This window comes from Nocardia sp. NPDC050175, assembly GCF_044459885.1.
GTDB lineage: Bacteria > Actinomycetota > Actinomycetes > Mycobacteriales > Mycobacteriaceae > Nocardia.
Map to the genome: position 1 here is coordinate 186763 of NZ_JBITJI010000006.1, position 17598 is coordinate 204360.

Consider the following 17598-nt stretch of genomic DNA (forward strand, 5'->3'; position numbering starts at 1 on the left):
CGTGCCACTGGAGGCCCGATGCCGTTCTGGTTGATAGCGATCACCTTCGCCGTATTCGTCTTCTACACCGACGATTACATGATCGCGGGTGTGCTACCCGAACTGGCCTCGGACCTCGGCGTCTCGGAATCCACCGCGGGACAGCTCGTTACGGCCTACTCGCTGGTGCTGGTGATCGGTGCGCCGCTGATCGCGTTCGCCTCGGCCCGCCGCACCAGGCTCGGCGTTTTCGTCGGCGCCTCGGTCGTCTTCACGGTCGCGAATCTGCTGGCCGCCATGGTCGATTCGTTCTGGCAGCTGATGGTGCTGCGGGTGCTGGCCGCCGGCGCGGCCGCGGCCTGCCTGCCCGCGATGTTCGCGCTCGCGCCCACGCTGGCGCCGCCGGAGAAGCGCAGCGCTTACATCGGGATCGTGTCCACCGGCATCGTCGGCGCATTGGCGATCGGCGTGCCCTTCGGCACGCTCTGGGCGAGCCTCTTCGGCTGGCGTGGCAACTTCATTGTCTTCGCCGGTCTGTGTGTGCTGTCGATGGTGCTGCTGTTCGGTGTCCGCGAGCAGCTGCGTAAGCCCGGCGAATTGGTCTCGGCCCGAACACATCTCACGGCGCTGTCCAGCAGACCGGTGGTTACCGTGCTGCTCGGCAACACCATCCTGCTCGGTGGCGCGCTCATGATGTTCACTTATTTCGGTCCGTTCGCGGCCGACTTCTCGAATTCGTCCCTGCGGCAACGTGGTCTGTTGTTCGCGGTGGCCGGTGTCGCGGGTCTGATCGGTTCGATCGCCGGTGGCATCTACGTGGACAAGAAGGGTGCGTCGGCCGCGCTGCGCATCGGCTTCGCGTTGTTCCTCGGCACCATGGTCGTCTTCGCGATCCTGACCGTGTTCGCCCCCATCCCGTTGGCGGTGCTGGTGGCCCTGACGCTGGTGTGGTCGTTGTCCCTCTACTGGAACGCGCCCGCCATGCAGACCATGCTGCTCGACTCCGCACCCGATTCGGCAACACAGGTTTTGGCGCTCAATTCCTCGTCCACCTATCTCGGGGTCACCGTCGGCAGCATCGCCGGCGGCATCACCCTGGCGTTGTTCAGTCCATTCGCCCTCCCGATCGCCGCCGCGGCGCTCAGCGCGGTCGCTCTCCTCGTCATCGAGGTCCTCGGCCGCCGCACCGCGACATCGGAGCGGCTCGCGCACGATTCAGCAGAAAGGACAACCTGATGTCCGGCACATACCCACCGGCCTCCCGACTACCTCGACTGCTACAAACGGTGCTGCACACCAAGCGGCACGCCCAGTTCCTCAGCGCCCAAGCCCGCCGCTTCGGGGACGTCTTCACCGTCCGACTGCTGCCGCCGTATCCGGCACGCATCGTGGTGTTCTCCCAGCCCGAGCACATCAAAGAGATCTTCACCGCCGATCCGGCGGATCTGCATGCGGGCGAGGCGTATCGGGAGCTCGCGATGATCATGGGCGAGCATTCGGTGCTGCTGACCGACGGCAGCCAGCACGCCCGCGCCCGCAGGCTGCTGATGCCCGCGTTCGCCGGGGCGGCCCTCAACGGCTACCGCGCGCTGGTCGAGGACATTGCCAAGACTCAGGTCGAGCGGTGGAATGCCGGTACGACAGAACACATTCTGAGCCGGATGGAAGACCTGACGCTGAACGTGATCACGCAGGTGGTCTTCGGCGTCGCCGATGAGCGCCGCAGGGACCAGCTGACCCCGCAACTGCGTCGCATCACCGACATCAGCCCGGTGGTGTTGCTCGGCTGGAAGTGGCCCTGGCTACGGGAATTCGGGCCGTGGCAGCGGTTCAGCAAGACCCGCACCGATATCGACGAGCTGCTCTACGCCGAAATCGCCAGGCGCCGTGACCATCCGGAGATCGATCAGCAGGCCGATGTGCTGTCCCGGCTGCTCGCGGTCGGCGCGGGCGACGATCCCGGCACGGAACCGCTCAGCGACGCGGAGCTGCGCGATCAGCTCGTCACGCTGCTGCTCGCCGGACACGAGACCACCGCATCGGCGCTGTCGTGGGCGCTGCACGAATTGGCCGCCGCGCCAGAGGTTCAGGATCGAGCGAGGCAGGCGGCCCGCGACGGGGACGACAAATACCTCGAGGCGGTGGTGAAAGAGGCGCTGCGGCACCGGATGGTGATCGGGCGGGTGCAGCGCCAGCTCACCAGGGACCTGACCATCGGCGGCATACCGCTGCGGCGCGGCACCAGGGTGTCGACATCGATCGTGCTCGCGCACCAGAATCCGGCCAATCACCCAGCGCCGGAACGCTTTCAACCCGACCGCTTCCTCGACGGCACCATCGCGCCGAATACCTGGCTGCCGTTCGGCGGCGGTGTCCGCCGCTGCATCGGAGCGGGCTTCTCGCTGATGGAAGGCGCTGTCGTACTGCGCGAGGTACTGACGCGCTATCAACTCACGTTGCCGGGTACACCTGAGCGCGGACGAGTCCGCAACATCACCAACGTGCCCGCCCACGGCGCACGCATCGTCATCACCGCGCTGAGCACCTGAAGCCGCCGCCGCGCACGACTCCGTCCACCGCGCACGAATCAGCGGGCAAAATCATGCGCCGCACGCAAAATCATGCGCGGCGGGCGAACTGCTGCGCGGCGGGCGAACTCCTACGTCATTGCCGCGCTGAGCAATTGAAGCGGCCGCCGCGCACGAATTCGCCCGCCGCGCACGAATCAGCGGGCAAAATCATGCGCCGCACGCAAAATCATGCGCGGCGGGCGAACTGCTGCGCGGCGGGCGAACTCCTGCGTCATTGCCGCGCTGAGCAATTGAAGCGGGCCGCTGCGCACGAATTCGCCCGCCGCGCGCGGATCAGCGGGCGAGTTCGTGCGCGGCACGCGAGTTCGTGCGCGGGGGTCGGCACCGAGCTGGATGGGGGACGCGGGTGCGGTCAGAACGGTAGTGCGGGAACGGCGTTGAGGAGGGCCTGTGTGTACGGGTGTTCGGGGTGCTCGAGCACCTGCTCGGTGTCGCCGTGTTCGACGATTGCCCCGTCCTTCATTACCAGTAGCTGATCGCACAGTTGCTGGACCACGCCGACGTCGTGCGAGACCAGGATCAGCGATAGCCCGAACCGTTGCACCAGGTCGCGCAGCAGCTCGATGATCTGGGCTCGGGTCGACGCGTCCAGGGCGGAGAACGGTTCGTCACCGACGAGTACCTTCGGGTTCGGCGCCAGTGCACGCGCGATCGCGATGCGCTGCCGCTGGCCGCCGGAGAATTCGTGTGGATACCGCACCGCCGCATCGGGTTCCAAGCCGACCGCGACCAACAGCTCGGCTACCCGGTAGTCGTGATTGCCCGGAATCCTGAGGCACTCAAGGGGTTCGGCGATCGAATCGCCGACGATCATTCGTGGATCCAGCGAACTCAGCGGATCTTGCAGCACCACTTGGACTTCCCTGCGGAACCACGCGAGATCGCGACCCGTCACGGGCCTGCCCTGATAGTGGACCTCCCCCTGATCGGGTCGGTCGAGGGCGAGCAGCAACCGCAGCAAAGTCGACTTGCCGGAACCGGATTCGCCCACGATGCCGAGATGACTGCCCTCGCTGAGCGACAGACTGACCTCGCGCACCGCATGCCGCTGTGGCGGGCGATGCAGCAGGCTGGTGCGCGGCAACCGGAACGACCGGCTCAAACCCGTTGCCTCGAGCAGGATCACGACACCACCTCCGGCGAACCGCTGTCGACGCTGGCCGCCCGCCGGAACGAGGTGGCCCGCGCCAGCTTCAACAGCGTGCGCAGGTATGGGTCTTTCGACCCGTGCAGGATCTCGGCCAGCTCGCCGTCCTCCAGCACGCGCCCCTTCCCCAGCACCAGGACGCGCCGCGTCACCTGGGCGAGCACGGCGAGATCGTGCGTCACGAACAGCAACGCGGAGCCTTCCTCGTCCACCAAATCCTTGAGCAGCGCGAGGATTTCGGCCTGCACCGTGACGTCGAGGGCTGTCGTCGGTTCGTCGGCGATCAGCAGCGCGGGCCGCGCGGCCAGGGCCATCGCGATGCCGACCCGCTGCCGTTGCCCGCCGGAGAGCTGATGAGGAAAGGCGCGCACGGTATTCGCCGGATCCGGCAGCCCGACCCGCGCCGCCAGTTCGGTCGCCGCGGCATGTGCCTGCCGCCTGCCCATCCCCTGATGCAGCCGCAATGGTTCCGCGATCTGCTTGCCCACTCGCATCAGCGGATTCAAGGCCGACAGCGGTTCCTGGAACACCATGGCCATCCGGCTGCCGCGGATCTTCGACAGCGCGCGGTCGCTGCGGCCGATCAGCTCGACACCGTCCAGCTTGATGCTGCCTCGCACCTGCGCCTCCTCGGGCAGCAGGCCCATGATCGCCAGTGCGAGTAGGGATTTGCCGGATCCGGAGACGCCGATCAGGCCGAGTCGGGCACCGGCCTCGATGCCGAAGTCGACCTTGTCCAGCAGGACCCGGTCCCCGATCTCGACCGTCAGGTCGGTCACCTGCAGCAGTGTCATTGCGTCGGCACTCCTTTGCGCAGGCGCGGATCGGTGACGCTGCGCAGGGCGTCGCCGAGCAGATTGAAGCCGAGCACGGTGAGGGCCACCGCCAATCCGGGCCACACCACCAGCAGCGGCCGCACCTTGATGTAGTCCTGTTGCGCGCGCAGGATGCCGCCCCAGGACGGTGCCGACGGTGAACTGCCGTAGCCGAGGTAAGTCAGCGCGGCCTCGGCGAGCACGGCCAGAGCCATCACCCAGGACAACTGCACGATCAGCGTCGGCGCGATGGCGGGCAACAGGTGTTTGCGCACAATCCGTGCCGTGGACGCACCGGCCGCCCGCGCGGCGAGGACGAAATCGCTGGTCAGCACCCGCGCTACCTCGCCGCGCGCCACCCGCGCCACGGCAACGCCCGAGCTGATGCCGATGGCGACCGCCACCGTCAGCATCGATCCGCCATAAACCGCGGCGAGCACCATCGCCAGCAGCAGTGCGGGAAACGCAATCATGATGTCGATCAGTTGCACCACCACCGAGCCGACCACGTGCGGTGTCAACTGCGCGGCCAACGCCAGGATCAGACCGAGCGTGCCCGCGATCGCCGCGACCACCAGCGCCACGGCCAGGGTCTGCCACGCGCCTGCCAGCAATTGACTGAAGACGTCGTGCCCGACCCGGTCGGTCCCGAGCAGATGGCCTGCGTTGAACGGCAGCAACCACGCCTTGCTCGGGTTGGTGGCCTGCGGATCGTAGGGCGTCCACAAGAGCGACACCAGGCTGGCCAGCACCAGGGTGCCGGCCACGGCCAGCCCGAAAACCCCACTCGGCCGCCGGATCAGGGCGGCGAGCGCGACCCGCACCGCGCGGCGCCTGCGCAGCCATTTGGGCCGGTTGACGGCGTGAATCACAGCGTGGCCTCCAGCCGCGGGTCGATGAGCCGGTGCACGATGTCGACGGCGAAGCCGATCGCCAGCACCGCGCTGACGATCAACAACACCTCGCCCTGGACCTTCACCAGATCCCGGTTCGCCACATCGGACAGCAGCATGCTGCCGACGCCGGGCAGCGTGAACACCCGCTCGATCACCACGGCCCCGACGATCAGCACCGCGAACTGCAGTCCGAGGATCGAGACCACCGAGGGCGCGGCATTGCGAAAACCGTGTCGTACCAACGCTTGTGTGCGGGTCAGCCCCTTGGCTCGTGCGGTACGCAGATACTCCGAATACAGCACGCCGAGAATCGCCGAGCGCACGAAGCGGAACAGCACCGCGCCCTCGGAGATACCCAGCGTCACGCAGGGCAGGATCAGACTGCGTATCGCGGCGCCGGGGTCCGCCCAGCGGTCGGCCGGAAACCCTTGTGCTGGTAGCACTTTCAGTTCCACCGCGAACACGAGGATGAGCAGCATGGCCAGCCACAGGCCCGGGATCGCGATCCCGAGCTGGGATGCCGCATTGGCGGCCTCCCCGGTCCGGCTGCGATGCCGCACGGCGGCCCAGGTGCCGAGCGGTAACGCGAGACCCAGTGCGATGAGCAGTGATCCGAGGATCAGCGGACCGGTCACCGCCAGCTTCTGCTCGAGTTCGGCGCCGACGGACGTGCCATTCAACTGGGAATGGCCGAAATCACCGTTGAAGACCCCGCCGATCCAGGACAGATACTGCGCGGGCAGCGACCGATCCAGACCGAGGTCCGCGCGGATGGCGGCGAGCTGCGCCGGTGTCGCCTGCAGGCCGGCGACGGTGGCCGCGACATCGCCGGGCAACAATCGCAGCATCCCGAAGATGAGCACGCTCGCCACCGCGAGCGACACCAGCAGCAGCCCGGCGCGCCGGATCAGATACCAGAGCAAAACACCTCCGTCACTTCGCGACCGCGAGCTTGGTCGCCGGGAACCGGTTGTTGGTCTCGTGCTGCGGCACCCCGTACATACCCTTGCGGACCACCGTATTCAGTTCGACGAGGAACAACCAGTCACACGGTGCGTCCTCGGACACCTGCCTGGTCATCTTCTTCAGCAGGTCGTTGCGGGCCTGCTCGGTGTCCGCGGTGAGCGCGTCCCGATACCACTGCTGCACCTGCTTGTTGTCGTAGCCGAAGTAGTAGTCGGCGCGGGCGTAGTTGTTCACGTCGTGCGCTTCGGCGTGATTGACCACGCTGAGCTCGTAATCGTGGTTCTTGTACACCTTCGACAGCCAGGTCTGGAATTCCACCGAGCTGACCTTGAGCGTGATGCCGACGTCCTTGAGGTTGGAAACGAGGATGTCGCTGAGCGCGGTGACGTAGTGGTTCGGGAACTCCAGCGTCAGCTGCAGGCCGTTGCCGTACCCCGCGGCGGCGAGCAGTTTCTTCGCGTTCTCCGGGTTGTACTGATCGATCGAGGTCAGGTCCTCGTACCAGGGATCCTGCGGCGGGACCGGCCCACCGATCTGGATGCCCGCGCCGATCGCCTTGATGATGGCCTTCTTGTCGAGGGCCTGCCGAATGGCATGGCGCACATCAGGATTCGCGAAGATCGGGTTGGCCTCGTTGAACGCGAGAGTGTATTCGTCGGTGCTGTTGCCGCGCAGGATGTCGAACTTGTCGTTGCCGGTGAACGCTTGCAGCAGTGTCGGATCGGTCGCCGTCTGGATGTCGGTCTGCCCGGTCAGTTCGGCGTTGTTCGCGGTGTTCGGCTCGATGATGTAGTGGAACACCACCTTTGCCACCTTGGGCGCGGGACCCCAGTAGCCGTCCACCCGGGACAGGGTGAGGGTGGAGCCGCGATTCCACTGCGTCACCTTGAACGGGCCTGATCCGTTGTCCGCGCCGTCGAGGGCGGCGAAGTCGGTGCCGGTCTTGTAGACGATGCCGCCGCGCTGGGTCAGGTTCCACAGCAGGTTGGTGTCGCGCTGCTTCAGCTTGATCGTCACGGTGGCCGGATCCGACGCCGAGACGTCGGCGACGGAGGTGAAGTCCTGGGCGCGCAACGACTTCGAGCCGGGCGCGACCACCTGCTGCAGCGACCACACGACGTCGGCCGAGGTCAGCGGCGCGCCGTCGTGGAACTTCGCGTTCGAGACCAGGTGGAAGGTGTAGGTCAGGCCGTCGGGCGTCTGGTCCCACGATGTCGCCAGCGCGGGCACCACCTTGTCCTTGGCGTTGCCGTCGACGGTGACCATGCCCTGGTAGACGTTGTCGAGCAGCGCCTGATCGAGCGCGACGCCCGCCGTGGTGAAGGTGTTCAGGCTGACGGGTTCCAGCGCGAATCGGACGTTCGCGGTGGCGTTCAGGTTCAGCTGATCGTCCGGCGGCGTCGCGGACTGGGTCGCCTTGCTCGCGTCCGATCCCACCTCACCGCCGGTCCCGCACGCCGCACTCCACAGGCAGACCGCGAGAGTCAGCGCCATAACAGCAATCGGACGACCGCGCCTCACATCGAGCTCCCCACGGTGCGAACGATATTACGAGCCTGCAATTTACTTCTCCTGACCTCGGTTAGAGGCTGAACGAGCGAGACGTACATCCTACGATGACGCTGTTCAGCGAATCTGCTTCTGCGGCATACCCTCACGGAACGCCGCGTGTCCCGGCGGCGGGGTCGGCGCACCGAACGGGTTCAGCCAGACGCGCAGTAGCTCGCGGGCGACCTGATCGGCATCGACGAACGCGGTGCGCGCGTGCACGATGACGTTGTTGTTGAGGAATTGGATGTCACCGGGATTGATCCGCATGGTGACCTTGTGCTCGGGTCGGGCCGCGATCGCCTCGAACGTCTGCAGCGCGAGCCGTTCCACCGCGGACAGGTCGAGGTCGAAGCGTTCGGTCGCCGACTCGATGAAGTGCCGGACGTAATAGCGGCAGGTGAGTCTGCGCTCGTGCCAGGCGTAGACGGAATTGCGGTAGTACGGCCGCTCACCATCGAGTTGTTCGTCGCGTCGGTCGTAGTAGAAACCGGCGTAGTACAGGCCGAGCAGTTCCCGGTGATTGCGGAGCAGTTCGTTGTGGATGGTCACCGAACTGGCGAGGCTGCTGTAGCCGCCCTCGCCCGCCGAACGCAGGCAGAGCAGGCCGACGATATCCGAACTGTCGGTATGAAAAGGGAGCGCCTCGTTGGTCTGGTAACCGCGGGTGGCCGCGTTGAGCAGTCCACCGTTGCCGTAGTTCTTGACCGGAACCATGATTTCGCCGCGACCGTTCTGTGTGACCGCAGGGCCGAGGTGGGCGCACAGGCCCCAGTACATGAGTTCGATGTCGGAGCGGGAAATATCGGCCGAGATGGGGAAGCCGCTGAGTACGGCGAAACCGCGTCCGTCGACGAGGGCATTGGATACGGATTCGAGTTTCTTGGCGAGGTTATCGAGCGGGAAGTCCTCGCGGGTGATGTCGCCGAGTTCCTTGCCCGTCCGCCGACTGTGCTGCAATGCCGCGAACAACTCACCGATATCGTCCGGAGTCAGTGGCGTCGTCCACTGGGCTGGGTCGGTGAAGTCGCTGCTGCGCCATGCGGCCGGGCCGGTGATCGTTTCAGTGCAGACGGGAGACGATACGTTAGCCATTTCGTTCGATCAGTCCTATCACGAGCGTAGGTACGTTACCAATGGACGCCTATCGATACCGGCCGGAATCGTCATGTCCGCCCCTCGGCCGTGCGCACAGGTGACCAGCAGTTCCAGCGCGAGATCGCGTTGGACCATGCTGCCGCCCATGCCGACCACTGCGGGCAGCACGGAAATCAGTTGCCGCACTGCTTGTTCCGGGTTCGATTGGCAGTAATACAGGAAGCTTTCGGCGACGCCGACCGCGGTGCGCCGGGTCCCGGTCAGGTGTTCCGCCAGATCGGTTGCTTCCGCGCCTATTTCGGTCGCGACCTGCTTGGCCAGTGCGTGTCGATCGGCACCGATGATGGCCAGCAGGACGTGTAGGTCGATGAAGGCCGAGTTCGAGGCGTCGCGGATCTCCAGTGCCTTGTCGGCGACGGCGGTGAAGTCGTCCGGGCCCGCGATGCCCGCGAGCCGCAGTCGCCACAGCAGCGAGACCGCGTCGGTGAATTGCATTGCCGAGCACTCGGTTTCCAGCACTCCGGTGACCTCGTCGGCGAATCCGGCCAGCGCGTCGTCGTCGGCCGCGGCCATCGAGTTCAGGGCGTGGTGCCAGCTCAGATGGGTACGCAACAGGCAGCTTTCGGAGTTCCACCGGGCGCGCGTCGACGACAGCAGTTCGGAGACGGCGGTGTTGTCCCGTGTTTCGAACAGTGCGTGCGCGCAGGCGTGGACGGCCCACGGGTTGTCGTCCGGGGCCAGGACCAATGCACGGCTGCCCGCGGTGTAGGCCTTGGCGAATTCGTTGTTCTCGCCGTAGGCGAAGGCCAGCATCGCCAACAGGTACGGGTAGGTCTCGGTGGCGCCCTCGGTCAGCAGCGGGCTGGTGGACAGGCGCGACAGCAGGGTTTCCGTCGCGCCGGTCAGGAAATCGACCTGATGTCCTGCGGCCAAAGCCAATTCGTCTGTCGGGAATTGTTTGGAGATTTCCAGCAGGGTGTCTCCGGCCGCACCGTAAGCACCGTGCATCAGGTGCCGGATCGCGTCGAGGTGGGCGGATTCCAGCACGGATACCGCGGCGGGATCGATATGCCGCAGCGCGTCGACGACCTCCGTGGGCGGCTTGACGCCGCCCAGCAGATACAGATAGGCGCGGAGGATGACGATGATGGGTTGATCGGACTCGGCACGATCCAGCCCGTCCAGCGAAGTCACCATGGAACGGTCGAATCTGAGTAGCCCGCTGAGGGATCCGGACACGGCCGCGGCTACTCGGTCGCTGTACGATGACACGGCTATTGCATTCATCTACACCTAACCTTCCGAGGCGGGAAGCCCACCGAGATACAGCTCGCGAATACCGGGTCGCGCGGTGCGCGCCCACGCTACCGCGCTCGCCACCTTGTCCATATCGATGTCGAAGTACGGCTGCGACATATCCGTCAGCCCGAAGGACGGCGGCACGAAGTCGACGTGGGCGAACAGCGTGTCGAATTCCGAGACAGCGGCTTCCAGGCTGATCTTCTTGCGCCAGTAGGAGTCCATGATCTGATCGGACTTCTGGTAGAACGCGTCGATGAATCCGTCCAGCCCGGCGCCGGGCGCCACATCGATCCGCGGCAGCGGCGCGCTCGTATTGCCCTGCGCCGCAGCGAGTTCGGTCATCTGGCGCAGCCTGCTCTCGGTGCGCATGGTGCCGGTCACTTGATTGACCTGCCACACCCGGAACCACGCGTTCCAGAGCCGGTAGTCGGTGAACGAGCGGAAGGCATTGCCGACGATGAAGTCGTTCTCCTTGATCAGGCTGGACTGCATCTGCTCGATGTCGTCGAAGGTCTTGGGCGTGAAGCCGCCGCGGAACTGATCGATCAGCCGCTCGGCCAGGCGATCCACCACGACCGCGGTGTTCTGCATGCCGCGGGAGAACAGCGGATCGATGAATCCGGCGGCATTCGAGGTCAGGCACCAGCGATCGCCGACCGTCTGAGTGGCGCTGTATTGCAGCCGGCCCGCGCTCACCCATTCGCGGGCGTTTTCGGCGTGCTCGAACTGCTTGCCGATCTCCGGATAGGTCGCCAGGAAGTCGGCGAAGGCCTGTTCAGGATTCGTCTTCGGCTTCTCGTCGCCGTCGTCGATCCGCCACGTAATGCCGACGCTGCACAGCGGATTCGACGACTTCTTGTTGTTGTCGAACGGAATGACCCACATCCAGCCGCCGTCGAAGACGTGATGCAACGTTCCGGTGTGCCATTGCCGTGGCGCCTTGATGGCGGTGATGTCGTCGAACGGGGTGACGCCGGTCATGTGGGTGAAGATGGACTTCGACATGGTCTGCAGGCCGTCGGTGGTCCGCAGGCCCAGCGTCGCCGCCACGGGTGAACCGCGGCCGCCCGCGTCGACGACGTATTCGGCCGTAATCTGTGTTCCCTCATCGCCTTCGAAGAACACGCCCTGCTCGGTGATGTCGAGGCGGCGGGTGCCGACGCCCTCCAGCAGGACCGAGCCGTTGTCGCGGGCGCGCAGCGCGAGCCACTGATCGACATCAGCACGGAACAGGTGCGATTCGGTTTCCACGATCTCGGACAGCGGAAACTGGTGTGCACGATCGGCGATGCCGCCCGGCTCGTGATAAATGAAGCCGAAGTTGTCTTTCATGCCGCAGGTGCCGACCGAACCGATGAGGTTGTCGAACGACGACAACACCGCCAATTCTGGCGCACCGTATTTGATGCTCATCAGTTTGTAGAGCTTCGAGGTGTTCGGAATGGTCGATTCACCGATCGCGAATCGTGGATGCGTTTTCGGGTCGACCATGCAGGTTTTCAAACCGGACGCCTGCAGGCATAGCGCGAGCGAGCTGCCGGATAGTCCGGAGCCCAATATCAGCACATCGAACTTATCGCTCGCCACTACTCCCCCTCGACCGAACCCCGACGCAGCGGAGTTTGCTGGTGGTATTGCATGAGCCATCGATTGTTGCGCCGGGTATACACTGTCGAAATTGCGGCGTAAATTCCGTCGAGTCCCACGCGCTTCTGATACATCTCATAAAAGACGATATGTGCGGCGGGGCCCAATGCGCGCTCGTGGAATTCGAGTATCTGATACGTCTCGATCGGCGGCGCGCCGGCGACCGCGTTCAGCGCGATCTGCTTGGACAGCGAGGCATGCGGGGACGGCACCGCCAGCACCGCGTCATCGGCGAGCACGTCATCGTAGAATTCCGCGCCGGAACCGGCACTCAGGGCTCGCCATTGCTGGAATTCGATTTCGGCCGGACTCGGATCTGCCGAAATCCCGTCAACCGTGTTAGTGGCGTTTGTTTCCGCTTGTGTGACCATGAGTACCCGTCCAATTCCCACGAGGAGACTGCCGGGCCGCCAGGACCCTCCTCTGGGCCGCCGAAAGTTTATGTTCCGTTCAGAACAGTAGCACGGTTTGCGCGCCGCTTGCAACAGTTCGGAGTTTGTATAACAGGCCAAATGATGATTCATCAACAAACTAATCGAGATTCGCTCAACAGCTGCGTTGACGGCAGTGTTCGGGTACGGTCGAAGTGGTTCACGCACAATCTCACGGCAGCCGTCGAAGCGCGTTCGAAGAATTAGGGAGGGAGAATCGAGAAATGCCTGTTCATCACGATCCGGAAGCCATGTCCAGCGTATCGCAGAAGTTGCGTATGAGTGGCCGAGAGGTGGCCCTCGTGCCGACAATGGGAGCCTTGCACGACGGCCATCTGGCTTTGGTGGAGCAGGCCAAGGAAACCGAATCCGAAGTCATTGTTTCGATATTTGTCAACCCATTACAATTCGGGGCCGGTGAGGATCTGGATCGCTATCCACGAACCCTCGAGGCCGATCTCGAAATGCTCCGCGGCGTCGGCGTCGATTCGGTGTTCGCCCCCTCGCCCGCCGGCATGTATCCGGTCGGCCCGCGAACCACCGTGCACCCGGGCCCGCTCGGTTTCGAACTCTGCGGCGCGACGCGCCCGGTGCTGTTCGGCGGGATGCTCACCGTGGTGGCGAAGCTCTTCCAGATCACCAAGCCGACCATCGCGTTCTTCGGCGAAAAGGACTACCAGCAGCTGGTTTTGATCGAGGAGATGGTCCGGGACCTGAACTTCGACATCCGGATCGTCGGCGTCCCGACCGTTCGCGAACCGGACGGGCTGGCGCTGTCCTCACGCAACCGATTCCTGGAACCGGACGAGCGGATATCGGCCATCGCGCTACCGACCGCATTGCAGGCGGGCGCCCGATCGGGCAAGGCAGGCGCCGCGGCGGTACTCCGCGCCGCGCACGAGGTCCTCGATGCCAACGACGATATTCGGGTCGAATACCTCGAATTGCGCGATCCCGATCTCGGACCCACGCCCGCATCCGGCCCCGCCCGGCTCTTGGTCGCGGCACATATCGGCCACACCCGGCTGATCGACAACATATCGTTGACCCTGAACTGACGTTCATACGACGCGAAACGGAAACACCATGAGCACCTGTATGTTTCTCCTCGACAGACAGCACGAGCGATTCGTCGTCATCGAGTCCAGAGACCACTCGATCTATCGGCCACACGGTTACGATGCCGCCCGGAAACTCGGGCTGGCGCACCGCTATTCCTACGGCACCCAGTGGCTCGACAATCCGGAACTCCGTGACCGCGTCTGGACGATCCAGGCCACGACCAACCCCGCCCTGGCCGAGGTCGTCAGCGGACTCGATATCGATGGCGGCACGTGGCTCGCATTCCATCGCGGCACCGGCGTTTACAGCCGGATTTTCACCGAAGAACCTACTCCGGCCGAATTCACCTCGCCGAGCGGTCTGCCGATTGATTGCGCCACCGCCGAATCGGCGCGCGACGCCGTCGAACTGCTCGAGACCCGGCTGCTGCCCGCGCTCGGCGATTCCGCGAAGCTGCCCGGATTTCACCTGCTGATCGCCGATCCGCACGACGCGTTCGTGGTCGCGTTCGACGGCCGCGATTCCGTGACGACCACTGCCTTGGCCGACGGCCGCCCGCACGTGCTGACCGCCACCGGCCCGGCGGCCGATGATCAATTCGGCAAGCGCATCCAAGATCAGGCGGAGAAAGCCCAAGCGCCCACCGAGAAATTGATCTCGTGGGCTCCGTGGCTGTCGGCGTACACCAGCGCCGACACCGATGCCCCCGATTACGAAGACGAAAGCTGGCTCGCCGACACCTATTCGGCGATCCGGCCGCCTTACCGCGATACCCCCGACGCGGACAGGTACAAGAATGTCGCACTTTTTCCAGTGACCGACCCGAGCCAGGCGGCCTGGACGAAGAGCGTCTCGATATACGCTGCCGGAACGACGGGGGCGGAGTTGTTCGCGTACAACGAGCGGCAATTGTTCGATTATCAACCACTGCCGACCGAGGTGCGGCACATGGGCTTCCCGACGACGCCGGACGATTTCTTCGTCGTGATCGCGACGGAGAATTCCTGAACCGAGATGGCTGGGGTGGGTATGACAACTGAGGCAATAGGCATTCCGGACGTGCGGGTCGGCCACTGGACCGACCCGCTCGGCGAAACAGGCTGTACGGTCGTCATCTTCCCGCCGGGCACGGTCGCGTCCTGCGAGGTGCGCGGCGGCGCGCCGGCCAGCCGCGAATTGGACGCGCTGGCCCCGGACAAGACCGTCCCCTGCATCGACGCGGTCGTCCTGACCGGCGGCTCGGCGTTTGGTCTCGCCGCCGCCGACGGCGTCATGCGCTACCTCGAGGAGACCGGCCGCGGCGTGCCCACTCCCGGCGGCAACGTGCCGATCGTGCCCGCGCTGGCCCTGTTCGATCTGAGCGCGGGCGACCCGAAAGCCCGGCCGACCGCCGAGCGCGGCTATGCCGCGGCCCAGGCCGCCTCCGGCGAGCAGCTGCTCGCCGGACGCATCGGGGCGGGCACCGGCGCGTACACCGGACACTGGCGCGGACCCGCCGCGCGCAGGCCAGGTGGCCTCGCCTACATCGAACGACGCTGGCACGAGCTCGTTGTCGGCGCGCTGTGCGTGGTCAACGCGTTCGGCGATATCGACGACGGCACCACCGAGATCGTCCTCGACTCGGTCACCCAGCTGGACCTGGTCAACACCTCGGCACGGATGCACACCACGATCGGCACGGTGATCACCAACGCCCGGCTGGACAAGGTGGGCTGCCACATCGTCGCGCAGGGCGCGCACGACGGCTTGTCGCGGGCCCTCACACCGCCGCACGGCCGCTTCGACGGCGACGGATTCATCACCGCGGCAACGGGATCCGTCGAGGCCGACGTCGACCTGGTGCGGCTGATGGCGCTCGCGGCGGTGACCGAGACCATCCGCTCGGTCGCGGCGGCGCCCCGGTAGCGATCGCACCGATCGGCTACCAGGCGCCATCGTCGAACTCCGCCCGGACGGCGACCACCGCGGCCTCGATCCGGCTGGCCACCTTCAGTTTCGCGAGAATGCGACTGACGTATTCCTTCACCGTCTCCGGGCTGATGAACAACCGTGAACCCACTTCCCGGTTGGACAGTCCGTCGACGACCAGCCGCAGGATCTCCCGCTCTCGCTTGGTCAGCGTCGAAAGCCGCTGCCGCACCTCATAATCCATGGTCACTCCGGCGTGCACCCGGCCCGCGCGCGGTGCCATCGCCAAGACCGCGCCCGAGGCGAGCACCTCGAGCACCTCCAGCACCGCGACCACGCCGCGGTCCATCGCCACCACCGCGTCGACCCGATCGATATCCGCCTTGGCGGCACCGTCTTCCACCAGCAGCGTGATCATCGGCGCGTGCTCCACCGCGCGCAGCCGGGCCACCGTCTCGGCCAGCCCGGCCAGCCGGGTCACCGAGGCGTCGAGGACCACTACGTCGGGATGCCAGCGCACGGTCCGATCGACCACCTCGCGCCAGGTGCAGGTCCCCGCGAGCGCGAAGCTGCCAGAGGCCGTCACCGCGTCCTCGAAATCCGTTCGGGCGAAAGGCAAGTCAGAGGCGACGAGGAGGGTCCTCGGCTGGACCACACCGACAGTGCGCAACCCGACCCGACGGCGGCGGCCGTTGTGCAGCTGGTTCACCTGATCCGATCCGAAGCCGACTGTCATGGCGGACCATCGGCCACATCGACGCGCGAATGTCCCAGCACCTTCTCGGGTGTGCGGGGTTCTTCGCCCCCAGACGGCCGGACGTCGTCGAGCTCCGGCGCGCGTTCCTCACCGGAGGGTCCGAAGACGATGCCGTTCTTCCAGCCGCTGCGTTCGAACAGTCGCATCACCGGTGTGGCCACGAAGGTCGTGACGATCGCCATCAACGCGAGGATCGTGTAGAGCTGGCCGGTGATCAGCCCTGCGGTGAGGCCGATGTTGAGCAGAATCAGCTCCATCAATCCGCGTGCGTTGGCGAGCGAGCCCATCGCACCGGCTTCACGCCAGCTCATCCCCTGCCACCGCGCCGCGAGGCCGATGGCGCCGAACTTGCCCGCGAAGGACACGACCATCACGACGGCCGCGACCGCAAGCACCTTCGGCTCGAAAATCAGGCTGAGCTTGGTGTTGAGTCCGGAGTAGATGAAGAAACCCGGCAGCAGCAGGTAGGCGACCAAGGGTTCGAAGCGGTCGCGGATGGTGTCGAGGAACTGCCCGCGCGGCATCACGCAACCTGCCACGAAAGCCCCGAACACCGAGTAGATCCCGACGTAGTCGGTGAACCAGCTGCCGAGCAACACCACGAGCAACACGATCACCAGCGGAGTCACCGCCAGACCACCGGTGCGCTCGCCATCACCGGCACGCGGCGTCCAGGTATTCAGCCGCACCAGGAAGCGCCGCGCGATGACGGTCATGAAAAGCAGATAGCCCAGGCCGCCACCGATCGCGAGGAACGCACCGGACATGCTGTCCTTGGTGGTGGCCACGACCGTCGCCAGCAGCACCCAGGCGCAGGCATCGTCGAAGGCCGCACAAGACAGCGACATGGTGCCGAGCCGGGTGTTCATCAATCCCGAGGCGTGAATGATCCAGGCCAGCATCGGAAACGCGGTGATGGCGACCGCCGAGGCGACGAACAACGCGCCCTGCACACTGCCGACTTTGTCGGTGAAGTAGTCACCCTGGCCGACCATCCACCAGCCGACCGCCCCACCCAATACCAACGGAACACCGATACCGGCGAACGAGGTAGCGCCGGCCTTGCCCAGATGCGACCGGAGAATCTCCAACTTGAACGAGGCACCGACCAGGAACATGTACAGCACCAGACCGAGCTGGCCAACGACATAAATAGTGGTGAGATTCGGGTGGGTGATGGTCGCCGTGCCCACTTTGATCGTGGTCGGAAAAAGCCACTCTTGCGCCGCAGGCCACACCGCGCCCAACACCGATGGCCCCAAGACGAAGCCGGCGGCCATGATCGCCACCACCTGAACCTGCCCGAGCCGCCGGAACACCGGCCACAGCAGGCGACAGGTCACGAGAATGAATGCGACCTGCAAAAAGAAATGTGTTGCGACTTCGAGTAATGAGGGCATCGAAAACCTCTGATGTCAAAAGTGGTGTCCACCTTCGCCGTAGCGAAGGTG

The 17598-nt window shown here is 65.3% G+C and carries 16 protein-coding genes; 5 read left to right on the top strand and 11 right to left on the bottom strand.

Annotation, left to right across the window (positions count from 1 at the left end; genetic code table 11):
- Window positions 1-18: 18 nt before the first annotated feature.
- Together ACIBK2_RS21830 and ACIBK2_RS21835 are read left to right on the top strand one after the other, a co-directional pair.
- Window positions 19-1215 (top strand): MFS transporter, encoded by a 1197-nt coding sequence (locus ACIBK2_RS21830; RefSeq protein WP_396969375.1) that lies wholly within the window; start codon window positions 19-21, stop codon window positions 1213-1215.
- Window positions 1215-2528, top strand: a complete 1314-nt coding sequence (locus ACIBK2_RS21835; protein ID WP_396969376.1) for a cytochrome P450 — start codon at window positions 1215-1217, stop codon at window positions 2526-2528. The genes ACIBK2_RS21830 and ACIBK2_RS21835 overlap by 1 nt, the downstream gene beginning before the upstream one ends.
- A gap of 394 nt (window positions 2529-2922) precedes the next feature.
- On the opposite strand, the gene ACIBK2_RS21840 is transcribed toward ACIBK2_RS21835, so the two are convergent.
- The 9 genes from ACIBK2_RS21840 to ACIBK2_RS21880 all read right to left on the bottom strand — a co-directional run bounded on the left by ACIBK2_RS21840 (window position 2923) and on the right by ACIBK2_RS21880 (window position 12360).
- The gene (locus tag ACIBK2_RS21840) at window positions 2923-3696 is read right to left on the bottom strand and encodes an ATP-binding cassette domain-containing protein (protein WP_396969377.1); all 774 of its coding nucleotides are present in this window, start codon (window positions 3694-3696) and stop codon (window positions 2923-2925) included.
- The gene (locus ACIBK2_RS21845) at window positions 3693-4511 is read right to left on the bottom strand and encodes an ABC transporter ATP-binding protein (protein ID WP_396969378.1); all 819 of its coding nucleotides are present in this window, start codon (window positions 4509-4511) and stop codon (window positions 3693-3695) included. The genes ACIBK2_RS21840 and ACIBK2_RS21845 overlap by 4 nt, the downstream gene beginning before the upstream one ends.
- Window positions 4508-5404: an ABC transporter permease gene (locus ACIBK2_RS21850; protein ID WP_396969379.1), complete on the bottom strand. Its 897-nt coding sequence runs from the start codon at window positions 5402-5404 to the stop codon at window positions 4508-4510. Before ACIBK2_RS21850 ends, ACIBK2_RS21845 begins: the two co-directional genes overlap by 4 nt.
- A complete protein-coding gene (locus ACIBK2_RS21855) occupies window positions 5401-6351 on the bottom strand; it encodes an ABC transporter permease (protein ID WP_396969380.1) in 951 nt (316 codons plus the stop codon). Before ACIBK2_RS21855 ends, ACIBK2_RS21850 begins: the two co-directional genes overlap by 4 nt.
- Before the next feature lie 10 nt (window positions 6352-6361).
- Window positions 6362-7888, bottom strand: coding sequence for an ABC transporter substrate-binding protein (locus ACIBK2_RS21860; RefSeq protein WP_396969381.1), 1527 nt, complete (start codon window positions 7886-7888; stop codon window positions 6362-6364).
- Between the two features lie 132 nt (window positions 7889-8020).
- Complete coding sequence (locus ACIBK2_RS21865) at window positions 8021-9037, bottom strand: TauD/TfdA family dioxygenase (RefSeq protein ID WP_396969382.1); 1017 nt, start codon at window positions 9035-9037, stop codon at window positions 8021-8023.
- Window positions 9038-9055: 18 nt separating this feature from the next.
- Window positions 9056-10234: a hypothetical protein gene (locus tag ACIBK2_RS21870; protein ID WP_396969383.1), complete on the bottom strand. Its 1179-nt coding sequence runs from the start codon at window positions 10232-10234 to the stop codon at window positions 9056-9058.
- Window positions 10235-10333: 99 nt separating this feature from the next.
- Window positions 10334-11929, bottom strand: a complete 1596-nt coding sequence (locus ACIBK2_RS21875) for an NAD(P)/FAD-dependent oxidoreductase (RefSeq protein WP_396969384.1) — start codon at window positions 11927-11929, stop codon at window positions 10334-10336.
- The gene (locus ACIBK2_RS21880) at window positions 11929-12360 is read right to left on the bottom strand and encodes a hypothetical protein (protein ID WP_396969385.1); all 432 of its coding nucleotides are present in this window, start codon (window positions 12358-12360) and stop codon (window positions 11929-11931) included. The genes ACIBK2_RS21875 and ACIBK2_RS21880 overlap by 1 nt, the downstream gene beginning before the upstream one ends.
- Before the next feature lie 284 nt (window positions 12361-12644).
- On the opposite strand from ACIBK2_RS21880, the gene panC reads away from it, so the two are divergent.
- From panC to ACIBK2_RS21895, 3 genes are read left to right on the top strand one after another with little or no spacing between them, the layout of a single operon-like run.
- Window positions 12645-13478, top strand: coding sequence for a pantoate--beta-alanine ligase (panC, locus tag ACIBK2_RS21885; protein WP_396969386.1), 834 nt, complete (start codon window positions 12645-12647; stop codon window positions 13476-13478).
- 28 nt (window positions 13479-13506) lie between these two features.
- Window positions 13507-14490, top strand: a complete 984-nt coding sequence (locus ACIBK2_RS21890) for a hypothetical protein (RefSeq protein WP_396969387.1) — start codon at window positions 13507-13509, stop codon at window positions 14488-14490.
- Window positions 14491-14511: 21 nt separating this feature from the next.
- Entirely contained in the window at window positions 14512-15387 is an 876-nt protein-coding gene (locus ACIBK2_RS21895) for a P1 family peptidase (protein WP_396969388.1), read from the top strand.
- Window positions 15388-15403: 16 nt separating this feature from the next.
- Here the strand turns inward: ACIBK2_RS21895 and ACIBK2_RS21900 are convergent, their stop codons facing one another.
- Together ACIBK2_RS21900 and ACIBK2_RS21905 are read right to left on the bottom strand one after the other, a co-directional pair.
- Window positions 15404-16126, bottom strand: coding sequence for a LuxR C-terminal-related transcriptional regulator (locus ACIBK2_RS21900; RefSeq protein WP_396969389.1), 723 nt, complete (start codon window positions 16124-16126; stop codon window positions 15404-15406).
- On the bottom strand, window positions 16123-17490 hold the full coding sequence (locus tag ACIBK2_RS21905) for a cation:proton antiporter (RefSeq protein WP_396969390.1): 1368 nt from the start codon (window positions 17488-17490) through the stop codon (window positions 16123-16125). Before ACIBK2_RS21905 ends, ACIBK2_RS21900 begins: the two co-directional genes overlap by 4 nt.
- Window positions 17491-17598: the final 108 nt, after the last annotated feature.

Excerpts from the sequence above, each read along its gene's own strand:
- ACIBK2_RS21895 (WP_396969388.1), top strand. The coding sequence starts at position 14,512 with ATGACAACTGAGGCAATAGGCATTCCGGACGTGCGGGTCGGCCACTGG.
- ACIBK2_RS21830 (WP_396969375.1), top strand. The coding sequence starts at position 19 with ATGCCGTTCTGGTTGATAGCGATCACCTTCGCCGTATTCGTCTTCTAC.
- ACIBK2_RS21835 (WP_396969376.1), top strand. The coding sequence starts at position 1,215 with ATGTCCGGCACATACCCACCGGCCTCCCGACTACCTCGACTGCTACAA.
- ACIBK2_RS21845 (WP_396969378.1), bottom strand. The coding sequence starts at position 4,511 with ATGACACTGCTGCAGGTGACCGACCTGACGGTCGAGATCGGGGACCGG.
- ACIBK2_RS21860 (WP_396969381.1), bottom strand. The coding sequence starts at position 7,888 with ATGGCGCTGACTCTCGCGGTCTGCCTGTGGAGTGCGGCGTGCGGGACC.
- ACIBK2_RS21865 (WP_396969382.1), bottom strand. The coding sequence starts at position 9,037 with ATGGCTAACGTATCGTCTCCCGTCTGCACTGAAACGATCACCGGCCCG.
- ACIBK2_RS21900 (WP_396969389.1), bottom strand. The coding sequence starts at position 16,126 with ATGACAGTCGGCTTCGGATCGGATCAGGTGAACCAGCTGCACAACGGC.
- ACIBK2_RS21880 (WP_396969385.1), bottom strand. The coding sequence starts at position 12,360 with ATGGTCACACAAGCGGAAACAAACGCCACTAACACGGTTGACGGGATT.
- ACIBK2_RS21890 (WP_396969387.1), top strand. The coding sequence starts at position 13,507 with ATGAGCACCTGTATGTTTCTCCTCGACAGACAGCACGAGCGATTCGTC.
- panC (WP_396969386.1), top strand. The coding sequence starts at position 12,645 with ATGCCTGTTCATCACGATCCGGAAGCCATGTCCAGCGTATCGCAGAAG.